We start from the raw sequence: 14,227 nt of genomic DNA, 5'->3' as shown, positions 1-14,227 counted from the left end.
CCCGGGAGCCTACCCAGAACCGGACATTCAACCGGGCCGCGACCCTCCGGAGGGTGTTGTCAGTGGCGCTCGCTAGTCTCCCGGCATACCGCAGCCCAGGGGGGTCCCATTCCCCTGGACGAAGCTGCGCGGAACCGGGCGGGACACGCGGGAGAGGTGCGGACGGATGGCATGGCTGGCAGCGGGCGAGGGGTACGAAATCGCCCTGGTGGAGGGGCGGGTGGCGGCGCGGTCGACCGGCGGCCGCACGAGCGGGAGGCAGCTGAAGACACTGCCCAAGGCACTGAAGGACCATCCCGAGGTGGACCGGCTGCGCCGGCTCGCCGAATGGCTCGACCGGCACGAGGCGTCCTGCGTCGCCCAGGTCGACGCCTGGATGGTGTCCTCGCTGCCGGTGCCGACCGCGCTGATCGCCCGGGTCTGGCCCGACGAGGCCTGGCAGCGCGCCCTGCGCGACCTGGCCGTCGTCGGCGAGGACCCGGAGGAGGCGGGCTTCCTGCGCGACGCCACCGCCGCCGGTGAACTGAAGGTGGTCAACCTCGGCGGGGAGACGGTCCGCCTCTCCCCGCGCACGGTGACCCTGCCGCACCCGGTGCTGCTGCCCGACCTGGAAGACGTACGGGAGTTCGCGGCCGAGCTGGGCATCGAGCAGCGGGTCGAGCAGATCCACCGCGCCACCTGGCACAAGCCCGACGGGCTCGCGGAGAGCGCGACCGAGGTCCGCGACTACGCGGGCGGCGTCTTCGCCAGCCGCTTCGGCCTCGCGGCCCGGGCCACGGGCCTCGGCTACCGGGTCTCCGGCGGATACGCGACCTGCAAGGTCCGGGACGCGGGCGGCGGCCGTGCCGTCGAGGCGGCCGTGTGGATCGGCGAACCGTACTACGAGGACGAGACGAGCACCGGCGGCCTGAACTGGCACGACGAGGACGGCCGGGCCGTGCGCCTGGCGGAGGTCGGACCGGTCGCCTGGTCCGAGGGCATGAGGATGGCCGCGGCGCTGTACGCCGGGCGCAAGATCGAGGAGGGCGGGGACGCGTGAACGACCACCAGACGCACACGGACGGAACGGACAACGGGGCGGCCGCGGCCGCCGGCACCGGGCCCGCGGGCGGCGGGGACGCCGCACTGCTGCTCGCGGCGGGCGCCGTGCTGCCGCCCGGCACCACCGGCGGCGGGCCCACCGCCGTCGAGCTGACCGCACGCTCCTACCGGCACCCCGCCCTCGGCGACGACCGCGTCGTCGTCCGGCTCGCCGCCGCCGAACTCGGCGCCGCCGAGGACCTCGCCGCGGGATTCCTGGGACTCGTACCCGACGCCGGCGCGCCGCCCGTCGTCGGCCTCGGCCGCCGCCAGGCCCTCGGCTTCCCCGAGTGGGTCCTCGTGCACCACCCCGAGGACGGGCACCACGCCCTCGCCGTCGTCCCCGAACTCGACCGGCTCGCCCGCCAGGCGAAGACCAAGCCCAAGGCCGCCCTCGACGCCTGCCACGAACTCGCCGGCCGGCTCGCCGCGTCCGTCCCGCACTTCCTCCCCGTCTTCTACGAACAGGCCGCCCGCACCTTCCTCGCCGTCGAGAACGCCACCTACGCCTCCCAGCTGTTCGGCCGCGCCCGCACCGCCGAGGCGCAGCACGGCCTCGGCGTCGACGAGGACCGCCTCGACGCCGTCTTCCTCGAGTTCGCCCTGGCCGGCGCCCTGCCGGTGAAGGTCCTCACCGGCTACGGCAAGGACCTCGCCACCCGCGTCACCCCCGCCGAAGCCCACGCCCGCTTCCGCCGCCTGTGCGTGCGCCGGACCGCCGGCGGGCTTCCGCCCTCCGCCCAGGCCGCCACCGAACTGCGCCGCCTGGCCCGCGCCGCCGGCCTGACGGGCACCGAACCCGAACAGGACTACCTCGCCGACCTGCTGCCGCTGCCCGCCACCCTGCGCGCCGCGACCGGCTGGTGGAAGGCCCACCGCACCGCCCTCGTCGCGCTGGCCCGCCGCGTTCCCGCCGTACGCGGCACCCTCCTCGGGCTGACGCCCCCCGGCGGCGGCGACAGCACCGAACTGACCGCCGTGTGGCTCGGCATCCTGGAGGAGTCCGGCGCCACCGCCGGCCTGGTCTCCGCGGACCTGCCCGCCGACCAGCGCTGCGCCGACGGCGCCGCCGGCTGGCTGGAGCGCTTCCACGCCGCCCGCCACGCCGGCTGGGGCACGCACCCCACGCTCCCGGCGCTGCTCGGCCTCGTCGAACGGTGCGCCCCGGCCCTGCGCACCGAACTCGCCCGCCCCGGCCGGGAAGCCGGACTGCGCATAGGCGTCCAGGACGCCGACCTCCTCGACCTCCTGCTCACCCTCGGCCTGCCCGTCGCCGACCCGGACGAGTCCGACCGGCGACACCGCCACGACCAGCTGAACCTGCGCGACTGGGCCCGCGCCGACCAGCGCCGCGACCTGCTGGCCATCGCCGCCGACGCACGCTTCCACCCGGCGTTCGACCGGGCGCTGAACGCCCTCGGCGACGCCGCCGGCGGAGCCGACATCATCCAGGCCGTCGCCGCCTCGCCCGGCGGCCGCCCCCTGCTCGCCCGCTGGGTGCGCACCGTCGCCGCGGAGTCCACCGCCGCCGGGCTGCCGGGAGTTCCCGAAGCCATCCAGCGTCTGACCTGGCTGCCCGCCGAAGGCCTCGCACTGGCCCCCGACGAAGTCGCCGCGGCGGCCGCCACCGACCTCGCCGAGACCCTCGCCCGCACCCTGCGCGGCGGCCTCTTCGAGGAACTGGAGTGGGCCTCCTGGGAGAGCGCCGTCACCGAACTCTCCCCGGACCGGCGCTCGTCCGACCTGACCGTGGTCGAGGCCTGGCCCCACCTGATCGTCGCCAACCAGACGCAGGTGCGGGTCATCGACGCGGACTCCACCGTCCTCACCCACGACCTGCGCGTGCCCGCCGGCGCCGGGCACCGCCTCGGATTCCACTACGTCGACGGCGAACTGCTCGTCCTGTGGTCCTCCTGGAGCGCCGGCCAGATCCAGGGCTACTGGCACACCTCGCCCGGCACCGTCATCACCCTGGAGACCGACCGGAACCACTGGTCCCTGCGCTCCGACCACATCAGCCTGCCCCTGCCGGGCGGCGGCCGCGCCACCGGAGCGGGCGTCCTGCACGCCGGCGACACCCGGCTGCCCGAGGAGAAGCCGCTGCTCGGCGACGGCACCTCGTACTGGGTCTGGCGCTCCCGCGACCAGCACCAGGACGGCGGCTGGACCGAGTACGACCCCGCCGGCCCCGCCTACGGGCGCAGCTCCCTGCCCGCGTTCCTCACCGACGCGCTGCACGGCCACCCGGACACCGCCGCCCTGCCCGGCCACGCCTCCTGGCTGCGCCCCGCGCCCGAGGTCGCCGGCTCGGTGCTCGGCGCCCCGGCCGGCGGGCTCCTCGGCTGGCGCGCCGTGCGCCTCCGGGGCGGCGGCTGGCACGGGAGCGACACCGGCGGCCGCTCCGTCACCGTCCCCGAGGGCCACGACGCGCCCGTCGGCGCGGTCACCTTCCCCGGCGACGACCGGCCGCGCGCCCTGTCCCACCACTGGCGCGAGCTCAGCCTCACCGACCCGGACGGCGTGGTCACCGCCACCTCGCGCGGGGACCACGGGCACGCCGCCTTCGGCACCGGAAGCGTCGAACTCCCGCCGCTGTCGCACTGGTACGCGCTGCGCCCGCGCGACCCCGAGGGGTCGGCGGTCCTGCGCGCGGCCGACCGGGAGACCGTCGCCGCCCTCCTCAAGGCGGCCGCCGCGGCCGAGCTGGTCACCGATCTGCCCGGCCTGGTGAACGCGGCCCTGCCGCAGGTCACCGCGCCCAAGCTGATCGGCGGCATCGTCGAGGTGCTCCGGTTCACCCTCGTCCAGCAGAAGGCCCTCGACGCCGTCGCCGCCCGGCTCCACGCGGACGGCGAAGCCACCGCGGACGCCGCCCGGGGCCCCGCCGACCAGCTGATCGGCGAGGCGGTGAGCGGACTCGTCAGCCGCGGCTACCAGCACTGGGGCAAGGACAACGACTCCGCGCACCGGATGCTGCGCGAACTCGCCGCCGCCGCGCGGACCGACGACGCCGCGGTCCCCGGCCGGCTCCACTTCGACGCCCCCGCGCTGCCCCAGTCCGGGCTCGCCTGGACCGGACTGCTGGACCAGCCCGCCGCCGTCGCCTACCGCGCCGTCGCGCCCGGCGCCGGTGACGAACAGCGGACGGCCCTCACCGCGCTGCTCGCCGCCGTCGACGCACTCGGCCTGGACTCGGCCGAAGGCTCCGCGGGCCGGTGGCGCCGCGTCGTGCTGCACCTGGACCGGCGCCACCTGGAAACCCCCGACGGCGTCGGCCGCAGCGTCTACCTGCGCAACGTCCTCACCCTGGGCGGCGGGGCCGCGCTCGCCCTGACCGAGCACTCCGAGTCCGTCCCCGACGGACACGAGTTCGGCGCCCTGTTCCACGACCCGACCGGCCGGTTCGAGGTGCCGGGCCCCTACACCGCGCGCGGGCAGGCCCCGCTCGGCGACCGCCGGCGCGGCCCCGGCTGGCTGTCCGCGTTCCTCGCCGCGGCCGCCGCGCACGGCCCGGCGCCCTTCCGGCCCGAAGCCGCTGAGGAGTTCAGCCGCCTCACCGGTGTCTCCGGCGCGCTCGCGCGGCTCGTCGTCGCGGGCATGCCGCACCTCGAAGGCTGGGAGCGCAACTTCCTGCCCACGGAGCTGCGCACGACCCTCGGTCTCAAGACGGCCGACGCCGCGACCGCCCGCGACGAGCTCCGCAACCTCGACCTCGACCTGCGGCGGGCCGTGGTCGCCGCCCTCCTGCCCGCCGATCCGGCCCGGCTGTGGACCGAGGGCCCGGACGCGGCCGCCGCCGCAGAGGTGTGGAACGCGCGGGTGGGCCGGCGCACGCCCGTGCCGGACTGGCTGGCCACCGAGGCCGCGCGCGCCGTGTCCGGAGGGTGGCCCGCACACCGTGCGCTGCCCGCCCTGCTCGACCCCGCGGCGTCGCGGGAGCTGAGCGTCGACGTCGCGTGGACCGTGCGGGGCGACCACGTGGAGCCCAGCGAGCCGGCCACCGACCCGTTCACCTCCTCGGTCCTGTTCGCCGCCGTGGCCATGGCGGCCTGGCTCGCGCACCGGCTGCCCGCGGGCGATCCCGTACGGGCCGTGCTGCCGCCCGCGCTGACCGCCGTACGGCAGCGGCTGGCCGCGCCCGACCTGCTGCTCAGCTTCTGGACCTACACGAGCCTGACCGACTTCCGGTCGGCGGCGGGCACCCCGACCGAGACCGCCGGGGACCACGAGCGCTACGGCGCGGTCCTGCTGCCGACGGCCGACGGCCGGCCCAAGCCCGCGCTGCGGACGTCCCTGCTGGACTCCACGGGGTCCGACCCGTACCTGCCGATGCTGCGCGAGACCGACCAGCACCCCTCGGGCGTCGAGGTGGCGCTGCGGGCCGTGCACGACCCGCGCTTCGCCGCGCTGCTCGCCGACCCGGGGACCCCGGCGGCGGGGACCACCGACGCGGACGGAACGTGGTGGCCGCAGGACCCGAGCCGCTCGGTGCCGGAGGTGGTGGCGGAGGTCTCCGCCGCCCACGGCCTCGGCGCCGACGCGGCCGCCCTGTACCTGGCGCTGCTGGCCATGCCCGATCCCACCGACCGCAACACGGCGCGCTGGACGGGCTGGAAGCCGGCCCGCCTCAAGGCGGCCCGCGCCGAACTGGCGGCCACCGAGCTCGTGGTGACGGCCAACCGCGCCCGGGCGGGACGCACGCTGTTCCTGCCGGGCGGCTGGAGCGAGCAGTCCTCACCGGTGCTGCCGCTGGAGCAGTGGAAGCTCCCGCTGTACGGGCTGGCGCCGGGCGGCAGGCCGGCCCTGGGCGCGCTGGTACCCGGCGAACCGGCCGCGGACCTGTACCGGCGGGCCTGGGCGCGGGTCCGGGAGGGCGACGGCCCGCGCTTCGAGCAGCTCCAGGTCAAGCGCACCCGCAGGCGCCGCGGCTGACGGTTCGCGAGGCCGACGGGCCGCGGTGGCACGGCGGGCCTGAGGGACCGCCGGCCCTCGGGGCCGCTTGGCCCGCCGCGCCTGCGCACCGTGGGGGTTCGCCTCTGCGGCGGGAGACCGGTGACGTCCGCGACGGCGGGGGCCGCCGGTCGCCCGGGCCTCGCGTGGGGCCTGGCTGCCGGTCGGGCTCGGTAGCGGTCGGGCCGTGTCCGTCGGGCTCGGCGTCGGTCGGTCGGTCGCGACCGGCCGGCGGGCGGGCGGGTCCCGCTGTCGGTGCGCCCGGCGGTGGGACGGGGGAGCGGGGCGCGCTGCGGCACGCACGTCCGGGCGGCCGGCCCCACGGGCTGACCGGTGGGGCTCCCGGTTCCGTCCGGGCCCGGTGCGCGGACGGCGACCGCTCCGGCCCGGCCGCTCGCGGGTGGAGGGGGCGCGACCCGGCTCCGCGTCCGCCCGCCTGTCCGCCCGTCCGTCCGTCCGGGGCGTGGAACGGCCGACCCGCCCGGCTGCGGGACGGCCTGCCCGCCCCGGCCCCGGGGCGGCACCGTCGGCCCGCCGGTATCCGCGCTGACGCCTGTCCGTACCCTCCGTGGTGCATTGTCCCGCCCCGCCTGCCCGTTCCGCCCCGCCTGCCCCGCCCGCCCGTTCTGTTCCGACCGTCCTGCCCGTCCACCCGTTCTGTCGCGACCGACCGACCGACCGACCGACCCGCCCGGTCCAGCCCGCCCGTTGGCGGCCCGGCACCGTCACCACACGCACCGTCACCACCCGACCCCCGCCCCCCTACCCGATCGCACCCACCCACCGGAGGACCACCCCGATGACCCTCACCGCACAGCCCGCCGCCGAGGCCCCCGCCCGCCAGGTACGCCCCGCGGAGGAGCGGTACGCCGCCGAGCTCGCCTTCCTCGCCGCCCAGGACCCCGGCCCCCGCCCGCCCGGCTGGGCCCTGACCCCGCGCGCGGTCGTCACCTTCGTCTGCGGCAGCGACGGCGCCGAACTCGCCCTGCCCGAGCGCCGCGACGGGCTGCCCGCGCGGCTGGCCGTAGCCCCGAAGTTCGTCGGTGAACGCTCCCTGGTGGAGCGCTGCGTCGTCACCCTCGCCGGCGAGCGCGGCCTGCTGCTCACCGGCGAGCCCGGCACCGCCAAGTCGATGCTCTCCGAACTGCTGGCCGCCGCCGTCAGCGGTACCAGCGCCCTCACCGTCCAGGGGACGGCCGGCACCACCGAGGACGCCTTCCGCTACGGCTGGAACTACGCGCTGCTGCTCGCCCAGGGCCCCACCGCGCAGGCCCTCGTCGACTCCCCGGTGCTCTCCGCGATGCGGACGGGGCGGGTGGTCCGGGTCGAGGAGATCACCCGCTGCCTCCCGGAGGTGCAGGACGCGCTGGTGTCGATCCTGTCCGACCGCCGGGTCAGCGTGCCCGAACTGACCGCCACCGAGGACGCGGTGGTGTCCGCCGCCCCCGGCTTCACCGTCATCGCCACCGCCAACCTCCGCGACCGCGGTGTCTCCGAGATGTCCGCCGCCCTCAAGCGCCGCTTCAACTTCGAGACCGTCGCCCCGATCGCGGACGCGGACGCGGAGGCCACGCTGATCCGCCGCCAGGCGGTCGCCGCCGTCCAGCGGGCGGGCGCCGCGTTCGGCGTCGACGACGCCGTCCTCGACGCGCTCGTCACGGTCTTCCGGGACCTCCGGTCGGGGCGCTCCGCCGAGGGCTGGGACGTGGAGCGTCCCGGTACGGTCATGTCCACGGCGGAGGCCGTGCAGGTGGCCGCGTCGCTCGGGGTCGCCGCCGCGTACCTGCCGGGCGGGGACGTGCTGGACCTGCTGCCGGGCCACCTGCTGGGCGTCGTACGGAAGGACGACCCGGCCGACCACGCGCGGCTGCTCGGATACTGGGACGGCCCGGTGCGCCGCCGTGCCGAGGACGGTTCGGCCATGTGGCGCCGCCTGTGGGACCTGCGCGGGAGCCTGTGATGGCGCGCACCGACCCGCGTGACGCGGTCGCCGCGCTGGCGGCGTCCCGCGCGCCGTACCTCCTGGGGGTGCGCCACCACAGCCCCGCGCTGGCCGCGGTGGTCCCCGACCTGTTGGACGCCTCGGGCGCGGACGTGGTCTGCGTGGAGCTGCCGGCGGAGTTCCAGCCCTGGCTGGAGCACCTGGCCGACGCCGAGACGGTGGCCCCGGTCGCCCTGGCGGGCACGGGGGAGGACGGCCGCCTGGCGTTCTACCCGTTCGCGGACTTCTCCCCCGAACTGGCCGCGATCCGCTGGGCGCGGGCCCGCGGTGCGGCCGTGCTGTGCTGCGACCTCCCGCTGTCGTCCCGCGCCTGGGCCGGTACCCCGGCGGAGGCCGGACCGGACCGGCCGGGGGCGCCGGCGCCCGCCTTCGACGCGGCCCCGGAGTCGTCCGCACCGGCTCCCGACGCGGCTCCGGCCGCTCCGGGGCGCTCGTACGCGGACGGGCTCACCGCCGCCGGGTCGGGCCGGACCGGCGAGGACATGTGGGACCGCGCCGTCGAGGTGCTCGCCCCGGGATGCGCCCCGGAGGCCGTACGGCGGGCCGCGCTCGGCGTCGGCTGGGCCCTGCGCGAGGACGCGGCCGTCCCGGCCACGGACCTGGCCCGCGAGGCCCACATGCGCGAGGTGATCGCCACGGCGGCGGCCGGCGGCCGTACGGTGGCCGCCGTGATCGGCGCCTTCCACGCCCCGGCCCTCCTGTCCCCGCCGCCCGGCGCCCCCGCGCCCCGGAGCACCGCCTCCGCCGCGGGCACCGAATCCGCCTCGGCGACGCCCACCGGCTCCGCGCACCATGCGCCGACCGGCACGACGCCCACCGCCCCCGCGCCCGGCGCGGGCACCCTCGTGGCTCCAGGCTCGGCGGCGCCCGCCCCGGCCACCGGCTCCGCACGCTCCGCGCCCGCCGGGGCTGCGCCCGCAGCCGGCGTCCGCGTCGGGGGCGGGGTCGCGGAGGCGGTCGCCGAGTCCGGGAGCGGGGCCGTCACCTCGCTCGTTCCGTACTCCTTCGACCTGCTCGACTCCCGCTCCGGGTACCCCGCCGGCATCCGCGACCCCCTCTGGCAGCAGGCCGTCCTGCACGCCGGCGGTGACCCCGTACGGGTCCGCGAAGCGGCCTCCGTCGCCGTCACCCGGCTGTGCCGCGAACTGCGCCGCGCCGGCCACACCGCGGGGACCGGCGAAGCCGCCGAAGCGCTGCGGCTCGCCTGCGACCTCGCCGTCCTGCGCGGACTTCCTGCCCCCGGCCGCGGCGAACTCATCGAGGCCGTCACCACCGTCCTCGGCCAGGGCGAGCCCCTCGGCCGCGGCCGGGCACTGGCCCGCGCCCTCGAGGCGGTGCTCGTCGGCACCTCCCGCGGGCGGATCAGCCCGCACGCGCCCCGCTCCGGCCTCGGCCCCTCGGTCGAGGCCGAGCTGGCGGAGCTGCGGCTCCCGGGCCCCGACGACCCCGCCTCCCGCGAACTCCGGCTCGACCCGCTCCGCTCACCGCTCGACGGCCGCCGCGAGGTGCTGCTGCACCGCCTCGTCGTCTGCGGCGCCTCGTACGGGGAACCGGTCGCCGTCGCCGCCACCGGCGACGGGTCCGCCCTCGGAACCAAGTGGCGCCTGGCCTGGACCCCGTCCGTCCCGGCGCGCCTCGACCTCGCCGGGGTACGCGGCGTCACCGCGGCCCAGGCGGCCGCGGGAACCCTGCGCGACACCGCCCGCCGCGCCGCCGCCGACGGCGGTCCGACGCCGGCCGGGATCCTCGCCGGGCTGGCCGCCGCCGCGCGCTGCGACCTGCCCGAGCTGGTCGGCGCACGGCTCCACGAGGCGGCCTCCGTGCTGCCGCAGACCGCCACCCTGCCCGAACTCCTCGACGCCCTCGACCTCCTGGAAGCCCTGCACCGCGGCCACCTTCCCGGTACCGGTCCGGAGACCCGCGCCACCGCCGCCGCCCTCACCGGAGACCTGCTCGAAGCAGCCGTACGCTCCCTGCCCGGCCTCGCCGGCAGCGACGACCCCGCCGACGCGGCCGCCCTGGTGGCGCTCGCCGACCGGGCCTCCGCGCTCCACCTGGGCCTGCGCACCGACGCCGCCCTCGCGGACCTGGCCCGGGAGGCGTCGCCGCTGATGCAGGGCGCCGCCCTGGCCGTACGGGTCCTCCTCGACCTCGACCCGGCCGCGGACCTCGGCGACCGGGCCGCCGGATGGATCGACGGCGCGGCCGGCCCCGACGGCCGGCGCGCCCTGACCCGCCGGCTGGGCGGGCTCCTCACCGCGGCCGGACCGCTGCTCCAGGCGTCCCCGGACGCGCTCGGCCCGCTCCTCGACCGGGTGGAACACCTCGCCGACCCCGCCTTCCTGGACCGCCTCCCCGCCCTGCGGGGCGGTTTCGACGCGCTGTCACCCGCCGCCCGGGACCGGCTGCTGGCCACCGTCGCCGAGCGCCTCGGCGACCGCGTCGACCTCGCGCTCGACGCCCCGCCCGCCCTCCTCGCCCTGTGGGCCGCCGCCGACGCCGCCGGCCTCGCCGCGCTGAAGGCCCTCCCGCTGCCCGGCGCCGCCGGTCAGGCCCGCGCCGGGGCACCTGAGCCCGCCCCGGCCCCCGGACCGTCGGCCCTCGGACCGTCGGCCCCCGGGGCCCCGCACGCCGCCGGGCCGGCCGGATCCGGCGTACCCGGCGCGTCCGACGCCCGGCGGATCGCCCCGGCCGACCGCTGGCGCCTGCTCCTCGGCCGCGAGCGCGACCGGCTCCCCGCGGGGGCCCGCCGCTACGCGCACGCGCTGGACGAGCTGTACGGCGCCGGTCGCGGCGAGGGCGCCGCCGACCTCGACGGCGGAAGGGGCGCGGGCCCGGGCGGCGGCCGCGAGGCGTCCTTCCCGACCGCCCGGGAATGGTCGGGCGAACTGGAATCGCTCTTCGGCACCGACGTACGGGAGGAGGTGCTCGCGCGCGCGGCCGAAACGGGCCGCACCGACGTGCTCGCCCAACTGGACCCGGCGAGCGTACGGCCCTCGGTGGAACTGCTGAGCTCCGTACTGTCCCTCGCCGGCGGCATGCCGGAGGCCCAGCTCGCCCGGCTGCGCCCCCTCGTCCGGCGGCTCGTCGACGAACTCGCCAAGCAGCTGGCCACCCGGCTGCGCCCGGCGCTGTCCGGACTGTCCACCCCGCGGCCCACCCGGCGCCCCGGCGGCCGCCTCGACCTGGCCCGCACCCTGCGCGCCAACCTCGCGCACACCCGCAGGCGCCCGGACGGCAGCGTGGTCGTCGTCCCCGAACACCCGGTCTTCGCCACCCGCGCCGGCCGGGAGGCCGACTGGCGGCTGATCCTCGTCGTCGACGTCTCCGGTTCCATGGAGGCCTCGGTCGTCTGGTCCGCCCTCACCGCGGCCGTACTCGGCGGCGTGCCGACCCTGTCCACGCACTTCCTCGCCTTCTCCACCCAGGTCGTGGACCTCACCGACCGGGTCGAGGACCCGCTCTCGCTGCTGCTGGAGGTCCGCGTCGGCGGCGGCACGCACATCGCCGCCGGACTCGCCCACGCCCGCTCCCTGATCACCGTGCCGAGCCGCACCCTCGTCGTCGTGGTCAGCGACTTCGAGGAGGGCGCCCCGATCGGCGGACTCCTCGGCGAGGTCCGGGCCCTCGCCGCCTCCGGAGCCCACCTGCTGGGCTGCGCGGCGCTCGACGACGCGGGCACGCCCCGGTACTCGGTCCCGGTGGCGGGCCAACTCGTCGCGGCGGGGATGCCCGTGGCCGCACTCAGCCCCCTCGCCCTCGCCCGCTGGGTGGGCGAACGACTCCGTGGAGAACCCCGTTGAGCAGCGCAGACACCCCCCTGCCGGCCGTCGCCCCCGAGGTGCTGGCCGAGGCGGTGGAGAACCTCACGGCCCGGCTGCGCAAGAAGCTGGACGCCGCCACCGCGAGCTGCGGCGCCGCAGCCGTCCGCGCGCCGGACGGCAGCGTCGCCCTCCGCTTCGGGGAGGACGCCGTCGTCACCCTGCGCCCGGGGCCCGGGGGGACGGTCACGCACGCCGACCAGGCCGTGTGCAGCTGCCTGCTGGCACCCCGCTGCCTCCATCGGGCCGCCGCCCTGGGCGCGGCACCGCTCGCCGACGCCCCGCTCGCCGACGCCCCGCAGGCCGAGGCCGTGCCGACCGGGCCGCTTCCCGCCGGCACGGGGCCCGCCGACGCCCCGCTTCAGGCTCCCGCCGCCCCCACCGGGGAGCCGGCGGCGACCACGGCCGGGGACACCGCGCCCCGGGCCCTGACCGCCTCCCAGACCGCGGCCGCCGCCGCGCTCTGGAAGGCCGCCGCCGAGGCTCTGGCCGCGGGGGCCACCGCCGGGGGCGCCGTGGTGCAGGCCGAACTCCTCCGCGCCGCGCACACGGCCCGCCTCGCCGCACTGCCGCGCGCCGAGGCGGCCGCCCTGCGCGTCGTACGGGGCCTGCGCGCCGCCCGCGAGCGGCAGGCCGCCCCGCGGCTCGGCGACCTGACGGAGGCCTTCCGGGAGCTCCTGTACACCGCGGCCCTGCTGGCGGCCGGTTCGCCGGACCCGGCGCTGACCGGCACGTCCCGCCGCGCCTACGCGCCGGGCGGCAGCCTGCGGGTGTACGGCCTCTGCCGGGAGCCGGTGCTGTCCGCCACCGGCTACGGGGGAGTGGTCACCCACCTCCTGGCCCCGGACGGCGGCCGCTACTCGGTCTCCGACGTGCGCCCCGGCGGCCTGGCCCGGACCCGCGGCGCGGGTTCCGCCTCCGTGGCCCTGGGCGGAGCCGCCCTGGACCACGCCGGACTGGCCCGCGGCGGCCTGCGCATCGCCGGTGCCACGGTCTCCGCGGAGGGCAGGCTCGGCGCCGGACGCGGGGTCAAGGCCACCCCGCTGCCCGGTGCGCCCTGGAGCGAGGGTCCCGCCGCCGCGCTGTTCGCCCGCCCGGCGGCCGAGGCAGTCGCCGACTGTCTGGCCGATCCGGACGGAGCCGAACCCGCACTGCTCGGCTGCGACGTGGCCGTCGTCGGCGCGGCCGGGGAAAACCTCCTGGTCCGCGAGGCCCGGCCGGACGGACCCCTGCTCCGGCTGCGCGCCGCACACCCCCACCCGGAGCTCCCGCACGCCGACAACCTGCGCCGCCTCGCCGGTCACCCGGGACTGCTGATCCGGGTCCTGGGCCGGCCCGACCTCGACCGGGCCGCCACCTTGCGGCCCCTGGCCGTGGGACCCGTACCCGGCGCCGACCACACCCTGCGGCTGCCCGAGGAGTGGCTCGGCCGCGCCGACCTCGGCTACGACCGCCTCCAGGGACAGCACCTCCCGCCCGCGGGCCACGCCCCGGACGCCGCCCCCGCCGCGCGCCCCTCGCCGGCGGAGCCGGACCCGCTGGCCGACTCCCCGCTGTGGCGCGTGCGCCGCCTCCTGGAGACCGGCGTCGCGGGAGGCCGCCGCGCCGTGGCGGAATCCGCCCGGGGCGAGGACCACTGCTCGGGGTACGGACCGCTGCGCCGGGCCGGATTCACCGCGGCGGCGGACTGCGCCGCGGCGCTGGCCGCCGAGGCCGACCGGCGGCCCCGCGACGTGTTCGGCCGGCTCGGCGACCCCTCCGCCGAGGGCTACGCCCGGGCCTGGCTGGCGGCCGCCGCCCACCTGTCGGCGGCGGAGCGCAGCCTGGTCGCCGCCTCCTGGGCGTCCGCGGGCCTCACCTGACGGCGCCGCCGTCCGGGCCGGGACCCGCGGCGCCGCCGAGCCAGGACCGCAGTACGGCGAGATCGGGTTCGGCCAGGCCTCGCCCCGGATCGACGCGGTGCAGCAGGGCCCGCCCGGGATGGCGGGCGGCGACCCACGCCCGGTCGGCGCCGGTGATCTCGTCGTCGACCCACACGAACGGACGCCCGGCCGCGTGGTCGAGGAGGGCCGGGGTCTTCCAGTGGATCCCGCCGCGTCCGTCCGCGGCGGAGGGCTCCGGCCACGACACCACCGGCAGGTCCGGCAGGCCGAGCCGGGGTGCGACGTACGCGTTCGCCTCCTCCATCCAAGTGGTGGCCCACACGAGCACGCACCCCAGCGCGGCCAGCCGGGGCCCGAGCGACGGGTCGATCCGCGCCAGGAGCGGGTTGGCGTCGTCCGCCGGGGGATAGGGGCCCGCCCCGAACGGGATGAGGGGACCGTCGACGTCGAGGTAGAGGAGCGGGCGGGCCGCGGGACCGGTCATGACGGAA

The 14,227-nt window shown here is 78.4% G+C and carries 6 protein-coding genes; 5 read left to right on the top strand and 1 reads right to left on the bottom strand.

Annotation, left to right across the window (positions count from 1 at the left end; all coding sequences use genetic code 11):
- Positions 1–166 precede the first annotated feature (166 nt).
- The 5 genes from ACZ6S8_RS15920 (at position 167) to ACZ6S8_RS15900 (ending at position 13,715) form a co-directional block, all read left to right on the top strand.
- Positions 167–1,039, top strand: coding sequence for a DUF4132 domain-containing protein (locus tag ACZ6S8_RS15920; RefSeq protein WP_469456064.1), 873 nt, complete (start codon positions 167–169; stop codon positions 1,037–1,039).
- Entirely contained in the window at positions 1,036–6,012 is a 4,977-nt protein-coding gene (locus ACZ6S8_RS15915; RefSeq protein ID WP_469456062.1) for a DNA-binding protein, read from the top strand. The genes ACZ6S8_RS15920 and ACZ6S8_RS15915 overlap by 4 nt, the downstream gene beginning before the upstream one ends.
- A gap of 817 nt (positions 6,013–6,829) precedes the next feature.
- Positions 6,830–7,990: an ATP-binding protein gene (locus tag ACZ6S8_RS15910; protein WP_469456060.1), complete on the top strand. Its 1,161-nt coding sequence runs from the start codon at positions 6,830–6,832 to the stop codon at positions 7,988–7,990.
- Positions 7,990–11,835, top strand: a complete 3,846-nt coding sequence (locus tag ACZ6S8_RS15905; protein WP_469456058.1) for a DUF5682 family protein — start codon at positions 7,990–7,992, stop codon at positions 11,833–11,835. The genes ACZ6S8_RS15910 and ACZ6S8_RS15905 overlap by 1 nt, the downstream gene beginning before the upstream one ends.
- A complete protein-coding gene (locus tag ACZ6S8_RS15900) occupies positions 11,832–13,715 on the top strand; it encodes a hypothetical protein (protein WP_469456056.1) in 1,884 nt (627 codons plus the stop codon). Before ACZ6S8_RS15905 ends, ACZ6S8_RS15900 begins: the two co-directional genes overlap by 4 nt.
- Here the strand turns inward: ACZ6S8_RS15900 and ACZ6S8_RS15895 are convergent.
- Positions 13,708–14,220: an HAD domain-containing protein gene (locus ACZ6S8_RS15895; RefSeq protein WP_469456054.1), complete on the bottom strand. Its 513-nt coding sequence runs from the start codon at positions 14,218–14,220 to the stop codon at positions 13,708–13,710. The genes ACZ6S8_RS15900 and ACZ6S8_RS15895 overlap by 8 nt on opposite strands.
- Between the last annotated feature and the right edge of the window lie 7 nt (positions 14,221–14,227).

The organism is Streptomyces sp. NPDC048461, assembly GCF_055587105.1.
This window is presented reverse-complemented; position numbering and strand designations above follow the sequence as displayed.